A 22,177-nucleotide genomic window follows, 5' to 3' on the forward strand; every position below is an offset into this window, starting at 1 on the left:
CCTAGTTCTGCAGAATGGATGACACCAGCAACTGGGTGTAGGGGTGCTGGGGATCGTCCAGAACCTGATCGGTCAGACCGGTTTCCACCACTTCACCACGACGCATCACCATCAACCGGTGCGCCAGCAAACGCGCCACGGCCAGGTCGTGGGTGACGATGATTACCGACAGCCCCAGTCGGGATACCAGGTTGCGCAGCAGATCGAGCAGCTTGGCCTGCACCGATACGTCCAGCCCGCCGGTGGGCTCATCCATGAAGATCAGTTTGGGGTGGGTGACCAGATTACGGGCGATCTGCAGGCGCTGCTGCATGCCGCCGGAAAACTGGCTGGGGCGATCGTCGATACGGCCGGTATCGATCTCCACCGCGGTCAGCCACTCTTCGGCCTTGGTTCTGATCTGTCCGTAGTGACGCTCGCCCACCGCCATCAGCCGCTCACCGATATTGGCCCCGGCGCTGACATTCATACGCAGGCCATCACGGGCATGCTGGTGCACGATGCCCCACTCGGAGCGCATCAGCACACGACGCATCGACTCTTCACAATCGTACAGATCCATCTCGCCGAACTGTTCGCTGTTGTAGATGACGTTGCCGGAGTCCGGTGTCAGTCGTGCCGACAGGCAGCTCAGCAGGGTCGACTTACCGGAGCCGGACTCGCCGACGATGCCCAGCACTTCACCCGGGTAGAGATCGAAGTTGATGTCGCCACAGCCCTTGCCCGGGGCGTAGAACTTGTTCAGTTCACGCACGCTCAGCAGCGGCGCGATATCCTGCCATTCGCTGGTTGAAGTCAGCAGGCCTACTGCAGTATTCATTAATTGGTCTCCACTTCAGCAATGGACAAGTCAGCAATGGGCAAGTCAGCAGCCGTGCCAACAAATCCCTGCTCAACGCGCTCGCGGCAATAATCGGTATCGGAGCAGACAAACATCTTGCTGCCGTTGTCGTCGGTAATGACTTCATCCAGGAAGCTATGGTCAGAACCACAAATGGCGCAGGCTTCGTCCCAGCTCTGTACCTCGAACGGATGGTCATCGAAGTCCAGGCTTTCTACCTGCGTAAACGGCGGCACGGCGTAGATGCGCTTCTCGAAACCGGCGCCGAACAGCTGCAGTGCCGGCATCATGCTCATCTTCGGGTTGTCGAATTTCGGGATCGGCGACGGGTCCATCATGTAGCGGTTGTTCACCATTACCGGGTAGTCGTAGCTGGTGGCGATATGGCCGAACCGGGCCACGTCTTCGTACAGTTTCACCTGCATGGCACCGTACTCGCTGAGCGCGTGCATCTTGCGCGTCTCACTCTCGCGCGGCTCGATGAAGCGCAGCGGCTCGGGGATCGGCACCTGATAGATCAGGATCTGATCCGCCTGCAGCGGGCGCTCCGGGATACGGTGACGGGTCTGGATCAACGTCGCGTCGGCGGTCTGTTCAGTGGTCTCCACGCCGGCGGTGTGGGCGAAGAAACGACGGATGCTGACCGCGTTGGTGGTGTCATCGGCGCCCTGATCGATCACCTTCAACTTGTCGGTCTCGCCGATCACGCTGGCGGTAACCTGCATGCCGCCGGTGCCCCAGCCGTGGGGCAGCGGCATCTCGCGACCACCGAACGGCACCTGATAGCCGGGAATGGCCACGCCCTTGAGGATGGCGCGACGAATCATGCGCTTGGACTGTTCGTCCAGATAGGCAAAGTTGTAGCCGGTGGCGGTGCTCATGCGTCGGCCTCCTTTTGTGTAGTGCTTTCGGTACGCGCCCCCTGCTCCTTGCGCAGGCGGCGGATCATCTCCAGTTCGGACTGGAAGTCGACGTAGTGCGGCAATTTCAGATGCGACACGAAGCCGTTGGCGGAGACGCAGTCGGTGTGGGACAGCACGAACTCCTGATCCTGGGTCGGGTAGAGCACCTCTTCGCCCAGCTCCTCGGCACGCAGGGCGCGTTCTACCAGCGCCACCGACATCGCCTTGCGTTCGGCACGGCCAAAGGCGATGCCATAACCCCGGGTAAACTGCGGCGGCAGATCCTTGGAGCCGTGGAACTGGTTGACCATTTCGCTCTCGGTCAGCAGTACTTCGCCCACCTCGATCGGGAAACCCAGCTCTTCAGGCACCAGCTCGACACTGACGCGACCGGTGCGCATCTCGCCGGAGAAGGGGTGGCTGTCGCCGTAGCCGCGCATGGAGGCGTAACTCAGTGACAGCAGGAAGCCCTCGTCACCGCGTATCAGGTTTTGCAGGCGCACGGCGCGTTCGGCCGGGTAGTTGACTGGTTCGCGGGTCAAATCACGAGGAACCTGATCGTCCTGGCCTGATTCACGGCTCTGCTCGATCAGACCTTCCCGGTTGAGCAGCTCAAGTACCCGTGGGCAGCTGTTGCCAGCAGCCAGCGCTTCAGACAGGGCATTGGCTTCTTCAGGTGCTACTTCCGCCTCGCCTGCCGCCAACAAACTGAAATCCAGCAGGCGGTGGGTATAGTCGTAGGTGGAGCCCAGAATCTGCCCGCCAGGCAGGTCCTTGAAGGTGCCGGAGATACGGCGCTCGATCTGCATCTGTTCGGTATCCAGCGGCTCGCTGTACCCGAAACGCGGCAACGTGGTGCGGTAAGCGCGCAGCAGGAAGATCGCTTCCACCGCATCACCACTGGCCTGTTTCAGTGCCAGCGCGGCCAGTTCCGGGTCGTACACCGAGCCTTCGTTCATTACCCGGTCCACGGCCAGCGGCAGCTGCTGGCGAATCTGGTCAACACTCAGTTCGGCAATGGCAGTGTCGCCACGGCGCTGGGTGCGCATCAGGGCATGGGCGTTGTCGATCGCCTTTTCACCGCCCTTTACAGCTACGTACATCAGCACGCCTCCTGTTCTGTGTTAAGTGGCTCGATTGCTGTGGTGCGCGGCTCAATTTTCGTGGTGCGCGGCAGCGCGGTCAGCCGGTTGTCGCAGCACCAGAAGGTATCGATGCCCAGCGGGAAGCGCTGGCGGCTTTTGATCAGCTCGGCGCGGAAGGCATCCGGCAGTCCGGCAATACGCAAAGAGCGCGTGTGTTCGATACCGGGGCCGCTCAGGGTCCAGAACGGCTCGGCGCTTAAGGCTGGCACCTGCACCACGAGAGTCGTGGAACGATCTGGATACTCGGCACTGCCCCAGTTCAGTTCGGCCAGTTGCGGCAGCTCGGTATTCAGGGCGATGGCAAAATCGGCATCTTTCGGAAACTCAACCAGCGGACACTGGCAGTGGAAACGCAGGTTGCTGATCACCGCATCGCTGCTGGCCAGCGTCGGGCTGAGCCAGACACGGGTATCGGGATCAAGCAGGCTCAGCGCCAGCTGCCAGGTGGACAGGTCCAGCCCCTTGGGCGCCTGTTCGACGTAATCAACCTCGACCCGCGTGCCCGGCTCGCTCATCACCTTGAGTGCAGCGCGAAACACCTGCTGAGACGCCTGTACCGGATCAGCAAAGCCGGCGATCAATTCATGACTGGAAACGGCCATCAGTCCTCTCCTCGTACCAGGGTGAAGAAATCAACGCGGGTGCTGTTGGCTTGGGCCGCACGTTGCTGACGCTCTGCCTCCAGCTCGTCCTGCAGGGGCTCAATCAGCTCACGTTGCAACAGGCTTTGAGTACTGCGCTCCTGCAACAAGGCATCCGCCAACGCGGCGGTAACGGCATGCTGGCTGTTGCGGCCGGACACATAGCTGACACCCAGCGTGCCGCTGGCCAGTCGTACGGCGCAGCGGGTCAGGGTCATTTCGCCCATGTTGAACGGCTGACCGCTGCCGCCGACACGGCCACGCAGCATAGCCAGGCCAGTTTCAGGCTTGCGGATAAATTGATATTCAGGCTCCAGCGAAAGTGCCTGCCAGCGCTGCTGTAGCGCCGCGACACTGGACTTGGCCAGTACGCCCATCCAATGCTGGCGGGCACAGGTCTCTGGCGTTTCCTGCTGTTGTTCAACAGACATGTTTGCGATCCATTCAAATAGGTTTGGATGACGTGGATGGCGCCATTGTGCTGAGCCGCAACGGCGGAAAAAACGGAGGGTTTCTGTACGCATGGCCGAGAAATGCTAATGCCAGCGCCAAGTCCCCGCCGGGCTGTGGCTTTGCGCCCGGGTTCGACACCGGCAGGGGCTGGAAAGCTTTTTGTCGCCGAGGCGCTGAAATATTACTGCCACAACTCTCTGCTATTCATGCCTGCGGCCGCGCCCTGCTTCTTAGATTTTCTGGGCTCTGCCTGACGCCATCCCCTGAACTGCCATGAGTCGATCCATGAAACACACCCACAGACCGCTGCCACCGCTCAATGCCCTGAAGAGCTTTGAAGCCGCCGCGCGTCTGCGCAGCCTGACCCGTGCCGCCGAGGAGCTGTACGTGACTCAGGGTGCCATCAGCCAACAGGTCAAGCTGCTGGAGGAATACCTGGATACCCAGCTGTTCATTCGCAAGCCGCGCGGGCTGGAGCTGACCGACGCCGCTCGTGCCTATCTGCCATTGCTGACCGAAGCCTTCGGTATGCTGCAAACCGGCACCCATGAGCTTTTCGGCTCCGACCACCGGGCGTTGCTGAAAGTGAAGTGCGGCAGCAGTTTTCTACAGCGCTGGCTGATGCCTCGGCTGACCAGTTTCTATGCGCAGCATCCGGGGATTCGTCTGCGGCTGATGTCGGCGGTCTGGCCATCACAGGACGAAGTCGAGGAAGCCGATATTGAGATTTCCAACGGCTACGGCAACTGGAGCGGCATGCAGGTGGAACGGATGACGCGGGAGCATCTGGTGGTGGTCGGCAGCCCCGACTTTCTGGCGCGCTACCCGGTGAATGAGGATGCGATGAAGATTCTGCAGGTGCCGCTGATCTCCATCATCGGCGAGAAAGAGAGCTGGCTGCAGTGGTTTCGCCAGCAGGGACTATCCAGCCTGATGCCGATGCCGGTACTGGAATGTGACACCAGCACCGCCGCCTTCGATGCGGCCTGCAACGGCATAGGCCTGCTACTGGCGCGCAGTTTCAACCTCAAGCCGTTGATGGACGAAGGCAAACTGCTGCAAGCACACCCCTTTACATTGAAGGTCTCGGGCGCACACTACCTGGTACTGCCGAACAAACCGCCCTCACCCAAGGTGATCGCCTTCCGCGACTGGCTGCAGACCACGCTGGAGCGGGAAGAGCAGTATATTCGGCGCTCGGAAGCCGCACAGACGGAGGGAAGCTCTGGTTGAACGATCAGTCGCGCCGATACAGGGCTTCGATGGTGCTGGACTCCAGCGAATGAGCATTAACCAGATAACCGACCATTGCGGCCGAAGCGTTGTCAGGCAACTCCAAAGGCTTCGACAGGGCATGTACCGTAAACCGATAACGGTGCTCGCCCCTGCCGATCGGTGTGCAGGCACCGCCAAAACCGGTGGTGCCAAAATCATTGTTCAGCTGAACACTGGCGGGTGGCATCAGGCTGCGCGCAGGGTCACCGGCCCCCCTTGGCAGGCTGGTGACATCGGCCGGAATGTTGATCACCTGCCAGTGCCACCAGCCACTGCCCGTTGGTGCATCCGGGTCATGAGCAAACAGGGCAAAGGCACGGGTGCCTTCGGGAGCATCCGACCAAGACAGTTGCGGCGAGAGGTTATCGCCGGTACATCCGAACCCCTGGAACTCGTGCCGCTTGTCCATCAGCGTGTTCTGTTCGATATCCGTGCTCGACAGCTCGAGTGCGCCGGCCAAGCCGGATGCCAACAGCCAGGACGCCCCCAGTGAGGTCAGTAACGTGCGCATGAGTCCCTCCAAATGCGTGATAAAACAGGTATCCAGTGTACACACAAATCGGGCCAAGACCGGCAACTTTATCCTACCCACTGGTGTGCCCGCTTTAATCCGGCACTGATACACTCTTACTTTTCCCATCGCTCAAAGGATGACGCCCATGAAATACTGGCTGTTTCTGTCCATCGCCATTCTGTCGGAAGTGGTGGCCACCTCCGCCCTGAAAGCGAGCGAGGGCTTTACCCGCCCGTTGCCTTCACTGCTGGTGGCCGGTGGCTACTTGCTGGCGTTCTATTTTCTGTCGCTGACACTCAAGGTTATTCCGGTGGGTATCGCCTATGCGATCTGGGCGGGGGTGGGCATTATCCTGATTGCACTGGTCGGCTGGTGGCTCTACGGCCAGAAGCTGGATCCGGCTGCTATGCTGGGCATGGCGCTCATACTGGCGGGCGTGGCGGTGATCAATCTGTTTTCAAAGGCAGGCGGGCATTGAGCCCGCGCCACCGTCACACCGACACCAGCACTAACCCCGCTACCATCACCACCAGCCCCTGCAGCCTGGGCCGGCTGACTGCCTCGCTCAGCCAGAACACGCCGATCAATACCCCCAGGGGGATGCTGACCTGACGCAGCGCCACCACGTAGCTGACTTCGCTGACCATCGACATGCTGACCAGAATCAGCAGGTAAGTGCCGATGATAAAACTGCCTGCCAACAGCGTCCAGCCGAAGTCCGGTACGGCCCTCAGCGACTCGCCAAAGCCCCAGCGGATCAATGGCAGCATCCACAGCAGACAGGCAGCGGCCTGCAGGACGACAAAACTGCTGCCAGCATCGAAGGCGCTCATGCCCTGCTGTTTCATCAGCTGAATCGCGGCGCTGTCCAACACCGAATACCCGGCGGTGGCGCAGGCGGCCAGCAGCACCCAGCCGATGGCCGGGGTGCAGTAGTTACGCCAGTGCCAGTCGCGCCAGCACACCAGCGGCAACGCCAGCGACCCCAGCATGATCAGGCCCATGCCGATCAGATCCGTCGCCTGCAGCTGGCTTTGACCGTAAGTGATCAGCACCACCGCCGGCACGATCAGCACCGGCAGCGCCCGCGCCAGCGGGTAGACCATATTCAGGTTGCCATGGCTGTACGCCTTGGCCAGACCGGTCAGGTAGAGGGTCTGGCACAGCCCCGAGGCCAGCAGCAGCCACCAGAACGCCGCGGGCAACGCCGCGACCTCGGGCCAGGCCCGGATCAGCAGTGGACTGAAGATCAGCATGCCCAGTCCCATGGCCCAGGCATAAAAACGCACCGTCTGAGCGGTGCGTTTGCCGATCAGGTTCCAGCCCGCATGCAGCAGGGCTGAAACCAGGATCAATCCGATGGCGGCTGGGGTCACGGCTTCTCGCCCATGGCCAGGCGGGCCGCGATCTCTTCCAGACAAGGGATCACATCAGCGATGCTGTCGATGACATAGTGGGCACCGCTGCCGATCATGCGCTGGTAGGCAGCCGTACGGCGAAGCGCCTGTTCCTCGGGGTTCAACGCCTGCCAGGCTTCCAGACTCATGCCCACTTCATTGCCGCTGACGGCGACGCCGATGGTCCACATGCCGGCGTTGAGCCCTTCCTCGATACCGGTCAGGGTGTCATCGATTTTGACGCAGGCGCAGAGGTGCTGCACGCCCAGATCCATGGCGTTTTTCAGGCTCATGTACGGATAGGGACGGCCCTTGGGCACTTCGGTGGCGCAGACGTTGCTGTCCGGGGTGTAGCCCTGCTCGGCGGCACGGGCCAGCAGGCCTTCGATCATGCTGCCCGCATAACCGGTATTGGCACCGATGCGGATATCGTTAGCACGCATCCAGTCCAGCGCCTCGGTCAGGCCCGGGATCAGCTCGGCAGTCTGGGCGATGGCGTCGATCTGCAGCGGCACGAAGTCGTCGTACATGCGGTCGATGTCGGCCTTGGTCGGCAGCGCGCCCTTCACGTCTTTCCAGGTGTCCTGAATACGCGGATGGGCACACAGCTGGCGGATATGTTCACGCTTTTCGGTGCCCATGGGGCCACGGGCTTCGGCTTCGCTGATCGGCACGCCTTCGTCAGCGAACAGGCGCTGGAAGGCACGGATCGGCGCCATGGAACCGAAGTCCACGGTGGTACCGGCCCAGTCCATGATCACGGCTTCGATGGGGCCGGTGTAACGGCGTTCAAACTGGTAAATCGGTGCAGTCATGACAATGTCTCCGTTGAATTCAGTGGGGTCAGGCGGTCGCCGCCGCGTTCAGCGTGTGGATGGGCGCGCCGGACGGGATCTGCAGTTCGTCCAGCACGGCGGCCACGGCGGCCAGGACCGCATCGATCTGCTCATCGTACAGCTGGCCGATACAGCCCAGGCGGAAGCTCTCCGCTGCGGTCAACTTGCCCGGGTAAATGATGAAGCCACGGGCTTTCATGCGGTCGTAGAAGGTCTGGAAGTCGAAGTGGTCATGGCCCGGCGAGAAGAAGGTGATGATGATCGGCGACAGCCACTCATCGCTGAGCAGGGTCTCGAAACCGAGCTGGCGCATGCCGGCCACCAGGCGCTGCTGGTTACGCTGATAGCGTGCATAGCGCCCGGCAATACCGCCCTCCTCTGCATGCTCCTTCAGCGCCTGCAGGAACGCCGCCACCACGTGAGTCGGCGGGGTATAGCGCCACTGACCGGTCTTGGCCAGGTACTGCCACTGGTCGAGCAGGTCCATGCTCAGCGAGTGAGCATTGCCCTTGGAGGCTTCCAGCGCGCTCCGGCGAATCAGGCTGAAGCCGAAGCCGGGTACGCCCTCAAAGCACTTGTTGGCCGAGGAAATCAGTGCATCAAACTGCACGGTTTTGGCACTGATCGCGACAGCACCAAAGGCACTCATGGAATCGATGATCAAACGACGGCCCTGACGCGCCACCACCTCGGCGATCTCCTCCACCGGGTTGAGGATGCCGGAGCTGGTTTCGCAGTGCACCACGGCCACATGGGTAATCGTCGGGTCGGCGGCCAGCATCGCTTCCACCTCTTCGCCTCGCGGTGGTGCGTAGTCGCCCTTGTCCAGCGCCACGTAGTCACGGCCCAGGTAGTCCATGATCGTGCCCATGCGCTGGCCGTAGGCACCGTTCATCAGAATCAGCAGCTTGCCGTTCTTCGGCACCAGCGTGGCCAGAGTAGCTTCCACGGCGAAGGTGCCGGAGCCCTGCATGGGTACGCAAACATGGCTGTCTTCGCCATCGATCAGGGTTACCAGCTGCTGGCACAGCCGGGCGGTCATGGCTCGGAAGTCGCCATCCCAGGAGCCCCAGTCCTGCAGCATCGCCTGCTTGACGCTAAGGGTGGTGGTGATGGGGCCAGGGGTCAGCAGATAAGGCTGTTCAGTTGTCATGATCTCTCTCTTTCTGGTCTATACCAGGGTTTCGAAGCAAAAAATTTTGGCTCGGATCAGGCGGGGCACCCGCAGGTGCCCCCGGCCTCAGCGCTGCCGCCAGCGCTGGGTGCGTTGCAGAATCTGGTGGCTGATCAGCCAGTGCAGTGTTTTGGCCGCCAGCGAGGTCAACATCAGCAGCACCGCCATGGCGGCGGCCGGGGCCGTATCCCCCGCTTCATCCATGTGCAGCACCGCCACCGAGGCCAGGGTGGTCTCGGCCGAGTACAGGAACACCACCGCCGACACCGTGGTCATGGCGTTGACGAACAGGTACACGGAGATATCCAGCACCGACGGCAGGGCCAGCGGCAGGGTGACGCGACGGAGCGTGGTGTAGAACGGCACTTTCAGCGAGGCCGACACCGCCTCGAACTCGTTGTCGATCTGCTTCAGGCTGGTCACGGCGGTCAGGTGACACACGGTGTAGAAGTGCACCAGCGTGTTCAGGACCAGGATCGCCATGGTGCCGTACATCAGGTTCAGCGGGTTGTTGGGCTGGTTGAAGAAGAAGATGTACGCCAGGCCAAGCACGATGCCCGGCACCGCCATCGGCAACATCGCCAGCAGCTGCAGCAGCTTGCGCGCCGTTGGCATCGGCTTGATCTTCTCGCTCATGTACGCCACCAGGAAGACCACGGCGGTGCCGATCACGGCGGCCCAGGCCGACATCTGCAGCGAGTTGAAATAGGACGCCCAGCCACCGCCATCCATCATGTCGAAGCGGTAGTTGTTGAACGACAGCGCCATGTTGTAGGGCCAGAAGGTGATGAAGGAGGCGTAAATCGCCATGCCCACCACCAGCAGCAGGAAACCACAGACTAGGGTGCAGAACAGGGTCAGCAGGGCATCACGCAGCGGCGCCTTGTTGGGTTGCAGCGGCACGGCGCGGGCCGACAGCTGGGATGACTGATGGCGCTGCACCCGACGCTCGACGATAAAAGACACCAGCGCCGGCAGCAGCAGGATCACGCTGACCACCGCGCCCATCTGAAAGTTCTGCTGCCCCACCACCTGCTTGTAGATATCGGTGGCCAACACGTTGTACTGCCCGCCAATCACCTTGGCAACGCCGAAATCGGTGATGGTCAGGGTGAAAATCACGAAGATGGTGTTGATCAGACCGTAGCGCACCGACGGCAGCGTCACGGTCAGGAACACGCGCCAGGACGGCGTTTTCATCGATTTGGCCGCTTCATACAGGCGCGCATCGCTGTTGCTGAAGGCGGTAATCAGGATCATCAGCGCATGGGGAAAGGCCCAGAAGCTCAGGCCCATGACGATGCCCACCGGACCGTAGATGCTGTCCACCGGCAGCCAGTCCTTGAGAATGCCCTGGTTGCCGAACAGGTAGATCATGCTCAGCGCCGGCAGCAGCGAGGGCGCAAACAGCGGCAGCATGGTCAGCAGACGGAAGCCCTTTTTCCCCACCATGCCACTGCGGGTCAGGGCATAGGCGAAGACAAAGGCGGTCGAAACCACGATCAGCGTGGTCCAGACGGCGATATTGAGCGAATTCAGAATCGACTCGGTCAATGCCGGGTTGCTGAAATAGGCGATGAAGTTGCTCAGGCCGATATACTCGCCGGCCCCGTTCTGCAGGCTCTTGACCAGCATGGTCAGCAGCGGCACCAGCAGCGCCAGCAGCAGGAACAGCACCCCGGCCGCCACGATCAGGCGCTGCAGCCAGGTTTCGGTATCAAAGCCGCGTTTGGCGGCCAGACTTAGGGTCGCGGACATCATCAGGCTCCTGCCACCTGCATGGCCGCCACGCCCAGATTCATCTGGCCGTTGTGCCCCGCTTCACTGACGGGATTACGGTTCTGGCCTTCCTGCGGATAAAACTTGAGCGCCGCCGCCGGCACGCTCAGCCAAAGGGCTCGCCCCACCGCCGGGTTCAGGCTGTGCAGCTGCTCCACCGGCAGGTCGACGTGGATCTGCGGCAGCTCGGCGTCATAGCCCAGCTCCAGGCGGACAAAGGCGCCCATGAAGTGGACCTGCTCCAGCTGCGCCTGGAATACCAGCTGCTCGCTGCGGTCCAGCCCCCAGGGGGCGGCATGCAGCTGCACGCTCTCGGGACGGAAGCCCAGCGTGCCCTCGTCACAGGGCGGCAGCATCAACGGCACCTGCACCTCCTTGCGTCCTAGCATCAGCTGGTTGTGGCTGAGCACTCGGGCCGGCAGCAGGTTCATGCTGCCAACAAAACGGGCTACGAATTCGGTGGCCGGCTGGCGGTAGATCTCTTCCGGGGTGCCGATCTGGGCGATGCGGCCGTGATCCATGACCACGATACGATCCGCCATGGTCAGCGCCTCGTCCTGGTCATGGGTCACCATGATGGTGGTGATGCCCAGCTTGCGCTGCAGGGCGCAGATCTCGTTGCGCAGGTGCAGGCGTACACGGGCATCCAGCGCCGACAGCGGCTCGTCCAGCAGCAATAGGCCGGGCTCGGTCGCCAGGGCACGGGCCAGCGCCACACGCTGCTGCTGGCCGCCGGACAGCTGGCCGGGGAACTTGTCGCCGATCTCCGGCAGGTGAATCTGGTCCAGCAGTGACTGGACACGCTGCTCGCGCTCGCGGCGCGGAATCTTCATGTTGGCCAGACCGTAGGCGATGTTTTCGCTCACGGTCAGGTTGGGAAACAGGGCATAGGACTGAAACACGATGCCGAAATCACGCTGCTGCGGCGGCAGGGTCGAGATGTCGCGCCCGGCCTGCACGATGCGCCCCTCTTCCTGCTGTTCCAGACCGGCAATCGCTCTGAGCAGCGTGGTTTTGCCGCAGCCGGACGGACCCAGGAAGCAGATGAACTCGCCTTCCTTGATTTCCAGGGAAATGTCATCCAGTGCGGTGAAACTGCCAAAGGACTTGCGCAGATGCTGAATCTGCAGGTAGTGGGTTGAAGTGGTCATGTTCAGTCTCCGTAAAAAATAGCGGGAGGGCGACAGCCGTCACCCTCCTTGAGTAACGCTCCGGGCGATCAGTTTTTCGCTTCGCTCTTGCCGTCGTAGCGCTGCTGCCATTCCTTGAGAATGCGCGCACGGTTGACGGCGGCCCATTCAAAGTCGTTATCGATCATGCGTTCAGCGATATCGGCCGGGTAGTTCGGCACCGGCTTGGCCACGCCCGGCATGGCAACGACCGCATAGTTGTCGTTGTAGAGCCTGTTGGCGTCACGGCTGACGGCCCAGTCCATGAGCTTGCCGGCCGCCGCCATCTTGTCGGTACCCTTGACGATGGCCGCCGCTTCCATGTCCCAGCCCAGCCCTTCAGACGGGAACGCCAGATCGATCGGCGCCCCCTGGTTGATCAGCTTGGCGCCGCGGTAGGCAAAGGAGATGCCGATCGGGGTTTCGCCGGAGGCGGCCATCTTGCAGGGCTTGGAGCCTGAATGGGTGTAGCGGTCGATGTTCTGGTGCAGATCATCCATGAACGCCCAGCCCTGCTCTTCGCCGAAGGTCTGCAGCCAGCTGGCCACATCCAGATAGCCGGTGCCGGACGAGTTCGGGTTCGGCATCACCACATGACCCTGGTACACCGGCTTGGTCAGATCCTTCCAGTTGGTCGGCATCGGCAGGTCATGTTTCTTCGCTTCGATGCGGTTGAAACAGATCGATGCCACCCAGGCATCCATGCCCACCCATGAAGGAACCTCGTCCTTGTCAACGAACTGACCGCTCAGCGCATCCACACCTTTCGGCGTGTACGGCTGCAGCATCTGCTGATTCTTCAGCACCAGCAGGCTGGTGGCCGCGACCCCCAGAATGGCATCCGCCTGGGGATTGTCCTTTTCGGCCAGCAGCCGCGCCGTGATGATGCCAGTGGAGTCACGTACCCAGCGGATCTTGATATCGGGGTTAGCACTTTCGAACGCCTTGGCATAGGACTTGAGCTGGTCCGCTTCCAGCGCGGTATAAACCGTCAGCTCCGTCGCGGCCTGTGCGCCGGTTGTTGTCAGGGCAACCGCAGCCGCCAGCAGGGTCTTTTTCAGGTTAAGCGTCATGGTGTAATCCTTTTATCCGTTGAACATGCATTGGAATGAAAACCGGCGTGTATCTGGTCTATACCAATGGATTTTCACAGTACTCTGTTGCAAAACAATGAACGAAAGATTGCATGTTTTTTAACCGGATCGTTTTTGGCTGCGCGCCAGGGCACAGCGGACCCGAAACGCCTCGCTGAACGGATCAACCGCACCGAAGCGATCAACGGCAAACGGCGTTGCGTCGGTAGACAGCGGCTGCTCCAGCGCCTGCTCGGCCAGCAGACGCCCGATGCCGCCGGACAGGGCAATGCCGCCGCCAGAGCAGCCGGTGCCGACCAACAGGCCGGGCAGCGCCGTGACTCCCAGCAGCGGCTTGCCATCGGGGGTGTAACTGGACACACCGGTCAGGTAATGGGCAATGCCCAGCTGCGCCAGCGCCGGGAATACCTCGGCCAGTTCGGCCCAGCCGGTTTCAAGGCATTCCCAGCCGTCCGGGTCGCAGTTGAACAGGTAACCGTGAATATCCGCCGGCAGATTGGCCGGGTCGCCATACACCGCCTGCCGGTCACGCAGACCGAACAGCAGCCCGCCCACTTCGGGGCGCGCATAGGCGTTGGCATCCGGCAGGATTACCATCGGGCTGTCGGCAGGAAAGAGTGCGGGATTGTCGTCGCTGATCCAGTAGTGACTGCGTACTGGCGCCATCGCCAGAGCCACGCCGTGCTGTGCCAGCAAAGGGATCGACCAGGGACCGGCACAGCAAATCAGCGTCTGCGCGCGCATCTCGCCCTGTGCGGTATGTACGCCGACCGCCCGGCCCTGCTCGACCAGCAGCTGCTCGATGCGACAGTTCTGCACCACCTCAACCCCCAGGCGACGGGCCGCGCTCAGGTAGCCCTGCGCCAGCTGCACCGGGTCCAGATAGCCATCATCGGCCACAAACAGCGCCTGCCCCCTGTCATCAGGCGCCAGCCAGGGCGCGCGCGTCTGCACCTGTGCCGGGGTCAGCCAGTCGGCCTGCAGCCCCAGCCGAGTGGCCGTCTCCGCCGTCTGTTGCAGATAGTCCTTGCCGCCCGCCTCGGTCGCCAGGTGCAGGCTGCCCACACGGCGCAGCGGCAATGGCGCCTCCAGCACGGCATCCAGCTGATCGATGGCAGCAAAGGTTTGCGCCACCAGCGCGGCCATGGCCGGGTCCGGGCGCACCCGCGTCAGCAGGGCCGCCGCCTGACTGGTGGTCGCCGCCGCCGTCAGCCCGGCTTCGACAATGCGGATACGGCTGCCGACCGGAGCGCGCTGCGCCAGCGACCAGGCCGTGGCGGCACCCAGGATGCCGCCACCGATGATGAGAAAGTCTGTCGAGGGGTATTGCATGAATCCGGCTCCAATCTGGTATAGACCAGATTATGGGCCGGCAAAATGACACCGCGGTGACAGATTGATTGCAGCGCTCAGTGACGGTTGCCGATATGCACCGCGATTTTCAGGGCATCATGCAGCCAGTATTCCCGGTCCAGCTCCAGAAACTCGCCATCCTGATCATGACTCAAGCGCTGTATGTACAGCCCGGCTGTGCCCTGGTTGACGTTCAGGGCTTCGGCTTCCTGCCCTTTCAGCGCCAGCGGATAGATTTCGATGTCACGATGTTCCGGGCGCAAGTCGTACTTGTCACGCAGCATCTGCCAGATCGACAGGTCGGTACTTTCACCGAGCAGCCCGGGACAGCGCGCCGGGTTGAGATAGTTGTGCTCCACCAGCAGCCCGCGCTCATCCACGTAGCGCCGCCGAAACACGTGGTAGATGGGGGCGCCCACCGCCAGCCCGGTGGTTTCAGCCAGCCAGGGCGGTACTTCCGTCAGCTGCTTGAACAGGGTTTCCGTGCGTGGCCGAAAGCCTTGTTCGATGACGTAACGATTGAAGCCGACATCGCGGCTGGGGTCGTAACGCAGCCGTTCGGGCGTGATGAACCAGCCACGCCGATTGGACCGAAAGATGAGCCCTTCCGCTTCCAGCTGTGCCAGGGCCTGGCGGATGGTCACGCGCGTGGTGTGAAACCGTTCCGAGAGTTCGCGCTCGGACGGCAGGCGTTGCTGGCTGGAGAGTTGCTCCGCCTCGATCCAGTCCCAGAGGCGATCACGCAGTTGCAGGTATACGGGATAATCAGTTCGGCACATCGGAAAAATTTGAATCCTCACACTGAGAAACGACTAGGTGGCAGAATAGCGGCAAAGGGACCGTCAATAACAGTCAACCGCCGCAGGGCAGACACCGAGGTTCCTGCACCCCGGGTATATAGTTGATCCGAGACCGATGAATCGCCAGCCAAACCCGGCGTCCCGGCAGAGGAATACAGGTGCCCGCCCGTCGCACCCGCAATGCCAGTTCGGGCACACCTGGCTGCAGCACAATACTCAGCCAATCGCTCGTCCCAACGGCCGCCCGCCGGGCCACTTCACCGCTCAACATCAGATGATCAGCGGGGTCAGGCCCCCAGGGGCCGGCCAGCAGATTAATATCCTTCGTACAGAAGCCGAGCCATCCACGTGTGGATGCCGGCAGGCTCGGACAGTGACCCAACACCACGCCATACGCCCAGATCTGATGTGCGCTATCGACCTTGACCTGCCAACCATTGTAATCCTGCATGCAGCAATTCCCGTACTCGGGCCACTGGAGCCCCGTTTGGCCTCAATAACGGCACCTTTATCGAATCAAGAGTAGCACCGTAGAATGACACCCCGATGACGCAGCTCCGCTTTACACCCCCCTTGCCACTGCTACAATTGCGCACTGTCCAGGCTGTCTGGAAATCCGCCCCAATTTGCAGGATTTGTGTGAATGAAATTTCGTTTTCCGGTCGTCGTCATCGACGAAGATTATCGCTCCGAAAACATCTCAGGCTCAGGCATTCGCGACCTGTCTGAAGCGATCAGTCGCGAAGGCATGGAGGTCATCGGCTTTACCAGTTATGGTGACCTGACGTCATTCGCACAGCAGGCCAGTCGAGCCTCCTGCTTTATTCTGTCCATTGATGACGAAGAATTCGGCTCCGGCTCGGACGAAGACGTCAACAAGGCATTGGCTTCCATCCGCGACTTCATCGGTGAAGTGCGCAAGCGCAATGCCGAAATCCCGATTTTCCTATACGGCGAAACCCGGACCTCGCGCCACATCTCCAACGATATCCTGCGTGAGCTGCACGGTTTCATCCACATGTTCGAGGACACGCCGGAGTTTGTCGCACGTCATATCATCCGTGAGGCAACCAAATACTTGCAAAGCCTGGCACCGCCGTTTTTCAGTGCCCTGATGGATTACGCCAGCGACAGCTCCTATTCTTGGCACTGCCCCGGCCATTCCGGCGGCGTTGCCTTCCTGAAAAGCCCGGTCGGCCAGATGTTCCACCAGTTCTTCGGTGAAAACATGCTACGTGCCGACGTGTGCAATGCGGTGGAAGAGCTGGGTCAGCTGCTGGACCACACCGGCCCGGTCTCCGCCAGTGAGGCCAACGCCGCGCGCATTTTCAACGCCGATCACCTGTTCTTCGTCACCAACGGCACCTCCACCTCCAACAAGGTGGTGTGGCATTCCACGGTGGCACCGGGCGATATCGTGGTAGTCGACCGTAACTGCCACAAGTCGATCCTGCACTCGATCATCATGACCGGCGCGATCCCGGTGTTCCTGATGCCGACCCGCAACAACTACGGCATCATTGGTCCGATTCCGAAGAGCGAGTTTGATCCGGAAACGATCCGCAAGAAAATCGAGGCCAACCCCTTCGCCCGCGAAGCGAAGAACAAGAAGCCACGCATTCTAACCATCACCCAAAGCACCTACGACGGCATCGTCTACAACGTCGAGACGATCAAGGAGATGTTGGGCAACACCATCGATACGCTGCATTTTGACGAAGCCTGGTTGCCACACGCGAGCTTCCATGACTTCTACCACAACATGCACGCCATAGGTGAAGGTCGCCCGCGCTCGGATGAGACCCTGGTGTTTGCCACCCAGTCCACGCACAAGTTACTGGCGGGTCTATCTCAGGCGTCGCAGATCCTGGTACAGGACGGCAGCAACCGCAAGCTGGATACCCATCGCTTCAACGAGTCCTACCTGATGCACTCCTCCACCAGCCCGCAATACGCGATCATCGCCTCCTGCGATGTGGCGGCAGCGATGATGGAACCGCCGGGCGGCAAGGCACTGGTAGAAGAATCGCTGCTGGAAGCGATCGATTTCCGTCGCGCCATGCACAAGGTGGACGAGGAGTTCGGTGAGCATGACTGGTGGTTCAAGGTCTGGGGCCCGGATGTACAGGCCGAGGAAGGCCTGGGCGATCGCGACAACTGGATCATCCATGACGATGACGACTGGCACGGCTTCGGCAAGATCGATTCCGGCTTCAACATGCTGGACCCGATCAAGTCCACTATTATCACCCCGGGGCTTAACCTGAAGGGCGAGTTCGACGAAGTCGGTATTCCTGCGGCCATCGTCAGCAAGTACCTGGCCGAGCACGGCATCATCATCGAGAAGACCGGTCTGTACTCCTTCTTCATCATGTTCACCATCGGCATCACCAAGGGCCGCTGGAACTCCATGGTGACCGAGCTGCAGCAGTTCAAGGACGACTATGACCGCAACCTGCCCATGTGGCGCGTGATGCCGGAGTTTGCCAAGAAGCACCCACAGTATGAGCGCACTGGCCTGCGCGATCTCTGTACCGAAATCCACAACGTCTACAAACAGTACGACGTGGCACGCATCACCACCGAGATGTACCTGTCCAACATCGAACCGGCCATGACTCCGGCCGATGCCTGGGCCAAGATGGCACACCGCGAGGTGGAACGCGTCTCCATCGATGCGCTGGAAGGCCGTGTCACCGCCATGCTGGTGACGCCCTACCCGCCGGGCATCCCGCTGCTGGTACCGGGCGAGCGCTTCAACAAGACCATCGTGCGCTATCTGCAGTTCGCACGTGATTTCAACTCCCGCTTCCCGGGTTTTGAAACCGATGTCCACGGTCTGGTGCGTGAAGACGTGAACGGCAAGGACGCCTACTTCGTGGATGTGGTCAAGGACTGATACAAATCCGCCACAATTACTCCCAAAGGCGACTGGACAAAGTCGCCTTTTTTATACATAAAATTTCCACATTATTTGTGGGTCGTCTATAGTCGGGTGCAGGACATTCACATGGCACAATAACAAGGACAAGATGCCCATGAAGAAGAACCTCCCCGTGACGGGTCATGCCGTCGAGTTTTCCGAGCACGCCAATATCCTCTCCACGACCAATCTCAAAGGTCAAATCACCTACGTCAACGATACCTTTCTTGATGTCTCCGGTTTTACGGCACATGAGCTGCAGGGCAAAAGCCATAATGTCGTACGCCACCCGGATATGCCGCCGGCAGCCTTCAAGTCACTCTGGGATACCGTCAAACACGGACAATCCTGGATGGGACTGGTAAAAAACCGTTGCAAGAACGGTGATCATTACTGGGTCAATGCCTATGTCACCCCCATCCAGGTCGACAATGAAACCGTTGAATACCAGTCCGTACGCACTCGCCCCGACCCGGCACAGGTCACCCGCGCCGAGCAGCTTTATACCCGCTTGAACAATGGGCAGCCGTTTAAAACCGCATGGCCCTCACGCCTTGGCTTGCCGCTCAAGATGATGGCAGCCGGCGTGCTGATCAGCCTGATCAGTGCGGGCCTGTTTGCATCCGGCATTCTGGGCCTGGCCGTGGCTTGGCCGGCCATTGCCTCGGCCCTATTCACCTGCCTGCTGTGCATGTTGCTGGTCCACCCATTGCATCAAGTCGTGGAGGAGACACGCAGGGATATCTCCGATGATGCCATCGCCCGCCACATCTATGCCGGCCGCGATGATGAAGCAGGACAACTGCGCTACGCCCTGTTTCGGCTGCGTTCTGAGGCCAAGGGTATCGCCGGACGCATCAGCGATTCCGCCGAGCAGTTAAGCCAGAATGCAGAACGTCTGGACGCGGCGGCTCAACGCAGCAGTGAAGGCTTGCGCCACCAGCAGGCCGAGACCGCTTCCATTGCCTCGGCCATGAGTGAAATGGTTGCCAGTATCGAGGATGTAGCCCGCCATGCGCAGTTCAGCGCCAGCAACGCGGAAAACTCGACCCAGGAAGCGCACAACGGACGTACCCTCATGACACAGGCCCGTGACGCCCTGCAGGCACTGAGTGCAGACATCGACCAGGGCACCGACGTGATCGATAAACTGGCACAGAACAGTGCTAACATTCACGGCATTCTCGAGGTCATTACCGGCATTTCCGAGCGCACCAACATGCTGGCACTGAATGCAGCGATTGAAGCGGCCCGCGCGGGTGATCAGGGACGAGGTTTTGCGGTCGTGGCCGACGAGGTCCGCGCACTGGCCCAACAGAGCCAGGCTTCGGTCAACGAGATACAGACGCTTTTGGATACTCTACAGGAGGGCTCGCGGCAAGCTGTCAGGGCCATGCAGAAGAGCCGGACAAAAGCCGAAACCACTGTAGCCAGAGCACTGGAAGCGGCCGAAGCACTGCAGCAGATTGCATCCGGTGTCACCCAGATCAGCGACATGAACACCCAGATTGCCTCCGCTGTGGAGCAGCAGCTGCAGGTGAGCAGTGAAGTCGGGCGCAACGTGGATCTGATTCGGGACGTGGCCGGCACCAACCTGCAGCAGGGACAGGAAACGGCCGCATCGGTCGAACAGATGAGCAACCTGTCACAGAATCTGAAACGGCTGTCCAGCCACTTCTGGTCGCTCAAGGCCTGAACGCCGAAGCAAGCGGTACGACAAGCTGTCGACACCGCTTGCCTCCCACTCAAGACTGGGCCTGCACCTTGTCCTCAAGCGCTGTCAACTTGCTGATGATTTCATCCGACAGCATTGATACCTGGTCATAGCAGCGTTCGGCATCCTGCATCTGACCTGATGACTTGAAGCCGATGGCTTCTTTCACGACACTGTGTAGCTGCTCATGAGGCGCTTCTATGCTACGAAACTCGGCCATCTGGCCATACTTCTGCTTACCTTCAGAGTAATACCACTTGCCGAACGCACAATCGAAGTGTGACACAGCCTCTTTTTCCGTCAGTGTCGACTGGCCGTCCAGGAAACTGCGCAAGCGGGTTTTCCATGACAGGTGTGCCGATTTGGCAGCACTGAGATCAATGCCGTCATGGTTGGTTTCGAAATGGACAACTTCCTGCAACAGCTCATCCATATAACTGCTGATGCGCTGTGTAACCGCAACCGACTGGCGCGAATAACCGGAGGTTCGACGCGCTTCATCAGCAATACCATTGATGTGACGATCCATATCCTGGGCCACCTGACTCTGTTCCTCAGAAGCCGTGGCAATCTGGGTATTCATGTCGGAGATGACACTGACCGCATCCACAATGCGTAGCAGCACACTGCGAGCCTCTTCGGCATTAGCGACACTCTCCTCGGCCAGCTGCTGGCTGGTGTTGATTGAACTGACTGCCGACGCCGACTGCTTTTGCAACCGTTCCACAATGCGTGCAATGCTCTCCGTCGATTCTTGGGTACGACGCGCCAGGTTGCGCACCTCGTCAGCGACCACGGCAAACCCTCGCCCCTGTTCACCGGCACGTGCCGCCTCGATGGCCGCGTTCAGTGCCAATAGATTGGTCTGCTCGGCGATGGCGGTAATCACATCCAGAATCTGACTGACTTCCTCGCTGTCACGCGCCAGGGCATCTATGACCTCGCCGGAAGAGCGTACCTGATCAGCCACAGCACCGATCTGGTCGCTAACGGTTGATACCAGTTGCTGACCGCCCTTGGCTGAATCATTGGCTGACTCGGCCGCTTCAGCAGCATTGGCCGCACTTTGAGCCACTTCCTGCACGGTCGCGGCCATCTCGGCAACGGCTGCAGCGACCATTTCAATCTGAGACTGCTGGCTGCTGACACCGCGGTCGGTATCCGCCAGGTCGGAATTGACCTGGCTGATGCCGGTACTGATCCGGGTTGCCGTCTGACTGACCTTCTGCAGCAGCTCACCCACTTCCAGGATGATAGCATTGTAGGCGGCATAGTTCTGACCGACTTCATTGTTGGGATTGTCAATTTCGATCGGTACGGAAAAATTGCCTTTGGCCAGAATGCGAAGGTGATCACGCAGATTTTTGATCTGGCGGAACATGACGGTGAAACCGAAAAAACGTCCCATCACGATCAAGATGAGTACGACCGCGGTCACCGCCAAGGCGATGTTCTGCAGCAATGACTGCTCGGCAATGGCATGCCGCTCCATCATGCCCACCGCCTTGTTCATCTCGGTCAGCACCTGCAAGGAGTTACGCTGCAACTGGCTCAGCTCGACCGCATCGCCACGGCCCTGGATCAGACGCTCAATGTCGGCACGGTATTCACGCCACAACTGCCCCACATGCTCAAGCTGGCGGCGAATGTCTTCGTTGCGGGTCCCCTTGACGCCCATCTCGGCATTGCCATTGAGCAGTGCCTGATGCGCTGCCTCAAAACTCTGTATGGTGGCACGCGGCAGCTCCGGCCCCACGGCGCCCTGCTGCAGTAGCAGCGTTTCCTTGGCCAAGCGCTGGCTAAGCATGCGCTGCTTGCCGGCCACGTTGATAGAGGTGGCATCGTCGCTGCCGGCCATCCAGACAGAGGCACCGATCAGGGCCGTTAGTACAAAGATGAGCACATAGGAAAACATGAACTGCGCATCCAGCGAACGCAGCCCTATCGCTTCCAGCGTCTGCTCAAGAATGCGGCCGGTCTTGTACCGCAGAGAATGCTTATCCAGGGAATATTTGAACATCACTCTGTCCCGAGTTGAATTTGATGCATACGATCAGCGACAGCATAATCCGCCCCACGCATGAACTCCAGCAGACAGATCAATCCGAACGCTTAAATTTGAACCGGACAAGCAACACAGGCGGGACCGCCCGAAGGCAAAGGCCTG

At 60.6% G+C, this 22,177-nt stretch carries 20 protein-coding genes; 4 read left to right on the plus strand and 16 right to left on the minus strand.

From position 1 onward, the window contains the following. Position 1 precedes the first annotated feature (1 nt). Genes phnK through phnG form a run of 5 tightly spaced genes read right to left on the minus strand, consistent with a single transcriptional unit; the run spans position 2 to position 3,960 of the window. Positions 2–820 (minus strand): phosphonate C-P lyase system protein PhnK, encoded by an 819-nt coding sequence (phnK, locus tag KTN04_RS05895; RefSeq protein WP_217334297.1) that lies wholly within the window; start codon positions 818–820, stop codon positions 2–4. Further along, the gene (locus KTN04_RS05900) at positions 820–1,722 is read right to left on the minus strand and encodes an alpha-D-ribose 1-methylphosphonate 5-phosphate C-P-lyase PhnJ (protein ID WP_217334298.1); all 903 of its coding nucleotides are present in this window, start codon (positions 1,720–1,722) and stop codon (positions 820–822) included. Before KTN04_RS05900 ends, phnK begins: the two co-directional genes overlap by 1 nt. Further along, the gene (locus tag KTN04_RS05905) at positions 1,719–2,846 is read right to left on the minus strand and encodes a carbon-phosphorus lyase complex subunit PhnI (RefSeq protein WP_217334299.1); all 1,128 of its coding nucleotides are present in this window, start codon (positions 2,844–2,846) and stop codon (positions 1,719–1,721) included. Before KTN04_RS05905 ends, KTN04_RS05900 begins: the two co-directional genes overlap by 4 nt. After that, on the minus strand, positions 2,846–3,490 hold the full coding sequence (gene phnH / locus KTN04_RS05910) for a phosphonate C-P lyase system protein PhnH (RefSeq protein ID WP_217334300.1): 645 nt from the start codon (positions 3,488–3,490) through the stop codon (positions 2,846–2,848). The genes KTN04_RS05905 and phnH overlap by 1 nt, the downstream gene beginning before the upstream one ends. Then, positions 3,490–3,960: a phosphonate C-P lyase system protein PhnG gene (phnG, locus tag KTN04_RS05915; protein WP_217334301.1), complete on the minus strand. Its 471-nt coding sequence runs from the start codon at positions 3,958–3,960 to the stop codon at positions 3,490–3,492. Before phnG ends, phnH begins: the two co-directional genes overlap by 1 nt. Before the next feature lie 307 nt (positions 3,961–4,267). Between phnG and KTN04_RS05920 the strand changes: the two genes are divergently transcribed. Continuing rightward, a complete protein-coding gene (locus tag KTN04_RS05920) occupies positions 4,268–5,215 on the plus strand; it encodes a LysR substrate-binding domain-containing protein (protein WP_217334302.1) in 948 nt (315 codons plus the stop codon). Between the two features lie 4 nt (positions 5,216–5,219). On the opposite strand, the gene KTN04_RS05925 is transcribed toward KTN04_RS05920, so the two are convergent. Continuing rightward, the gene (locus tag KTN04_RS05925) at positions 5,220–5,768 is read right to left on the minus strand and encodes a YbhB/YbcL family Raf kinase inhibitor-like protein (RefSeq protein WP_217334303.1); all 549 of its coding nucleotides are present in this window, start codon (positions 5,766–5,768) and stop codon (positions 5,220–5,222) included. 148 nt (positions 5,769–5,916) lie between these two features. On the opposite strand from KTN04_RS05925, the gene KTN04_RS05930 reads away from it, so the two are divergent. After that, positions 5,917–6,249, plus strand: a complete 333-nt coding sequence (locus KTN04_RS05930) for a DMT family transporter (protein ID WP_217334304.1) — start codon at positions 5,917–5,919, stop codon at positions 6,247–6,249. Positions 6,250–6,262: 13 nt separating this feature from the next. Here KTN04_RS05930 and KTN04_RS05935 read toward each other — a convergent pair whose 3' ends face one another. The 9 genes from KTN04_RS05935 to KTN04_RS05975 form a co-directional block, all read right to left on the minus strand. After that, positions 6,263–7,147 (minus strand): EamA family transporter, encoded by an 885-nt coding sequence (locus KTN04_RS05935; RefSeq protein WP_217334305.1) that lies wholly within the window; start codon positions 7,145–7,147, stop codon positions 6,263–6,265. Further along, positions 7,144–7,983: a phosphonoacetaldehyde hydrolase gene (gene phnX, locus KTN04_RS05940; RefSeq protein WP_217334306.1), complete on the minus strand. Its 840-nt coding sequence runs from the start codon at positions 7,981–7,983 to the stop codon at positions 7,144–7,146. The genes KTN04_RS05935 and phnX overlap by 4 nt, the downstream gene beginning before the upstream one ends. Positions 7,984–8,011: 28 nt before the next feature. Beyond that, entirely contained in the window at positions 8,012–9,157 is a 1,146-nt protein-coding gene (locus tag KTN04_RS05945; protein ID WP_217334307.1) for a 2-aminoethylphosphonate--pyruvate transaminase, read from the minus strand. An 87-nt stretch (positions 9,158–9,244) separates the two neighbouring features. Continuing rightward, positions 9,245–10,939 carry a putative 2-aminoethylphosphonate ABC transporter permease subunit gene (locus KTN04_RS05950; protein WP_217334308.1) on the minus strand — a complete coding sequence of 565 codons (1,695 nt, stop codon included), beginning with the start codon at positions 10,937–10,939 and terminating at the stop codon, positions 9,245–9,247. Continuing rightward, on the minus strand, positions 10,939–12,108 hold the full coding sequence (locus KTN04_RS05955; RefSeq protein ID WP_217334309.1) for a putative 2-aminoethylphosphonate ABC transporter ATP-binding protein: 1,170 nt from the start codon (positions 12,106–12,108) through the stop codon (positions 10,939–10,941). The genes KTN04_RS05950 and KTN04_RS05955 overlap by 1 nt, the downstream gene beginning before the upstream one ends. A 68-nt stretch (positions 12,109–12,176) precedes the next feature. Then, positions 12,177–13,199, minus strand: coding sequence for a putative 2-aminoethylphosphonate ABC transporter substrate-binding protein (locus tag KTN04_RS05960; protein ID WP_217334310.1), 1,023 nt, complete (start codon positions 13,197–13,199; stop codon positions 12,177–12,179). 120 nt (positions 13,200–13,319) lie between these two features. Further along, positions 13,320–14,552 carry an NAD(P)/FAD-dependent oxidoreductase gene (locus KTN04_RS05965; RefSeq protein ID WP_217334311.1) on the minus strand — a complete coding sequence of 411 codons (1,233 nt, stop codon included), beginning with the start codon at positions 14,550–14,552 and terminating at the stop codon, positions 13,320–13,322. Positions 14,553–14,629: 77 nt separating this feature from the next. Then, positions 14,630–15,352: a UTRA domain-containing protein gene (locus tag KTN04_RS05970; protein WP_217334312.1), complete on the minus strand. Its 723-nt coding sequence runs from the start codon at positions 15,350–15,352 to the stop codon at positions 14,630–14,632. 73 nt (positions 15,353–15,425) lie between these two features. Continuing rightward, entirely contained in the window at positions 15,426–15,824 is a 399-nt protein-coding gene (locus KTN04_RS05975) for a hypothetical protein (protein WP_217334313.1), read from the minus strand. Positions 15,825–16,016: 192 nt separating this feature from the next. Between KTN04_RS05975 and KTN04_RS05980 the strand changes: the two genes are divergently transcribed. Together KTN04_RS05980 and KTN04_RS05985 are read left to right on the plus strand one after the other, a co-directional pair. Then, positions 16,017–18,272: an arginine/lysine/ornithine decarboxylase gene (locus tag KTN04_RS05980; protein ID WP_217334314.1), complete on the plus strand. Its 2,256-nt coding sequence runs from the start codon at positions 16,017–16,019 to the stop codon at positions 18,270–18,272. Between the two features lie 139 nt (positions 18,273–18,411). Further along, complete coding sequence (locus KTN04_RS05985; protein ID WP_217334315.1) at positions 18,412–19,992, plus strand: methyl-accepting chemotaxis protein; 1,581 nt, start codon at positions 18,412–18,414, stop codon at positions 19,990–19,992. A 49-nt stretch (positions 19,993–20,041) separates the two neighbouring features. Here the strand turns inward: KTN04_RS05985 and KTN04_RS05990 are convergent, their stop codons facing one another. Then, positions 20,042–22,030, minus strand: coding sequence for a methyl-accepting chemotaxis protein (locus KTN04_RS05990; protein ID WP_217334316.1), 1,989 nt, complete (start codon positions 22,028–22,030; stop codon positions 20,042–20,044). Between the last annotated feature and the right edge of the window lie 147 nt (positions 22,031–22,177).

It is taken from the genome of Marinobacterium weihaiense, assembly GCF_019061305.1.
Taxonomy (GTDB): domain Bacteria; phylum Pseudomonadota; class Gammaproteobacteria; order Pseudomonadales; family Balneatricaceae; genus Marinobacterium; species Marinobacterium weihaiense.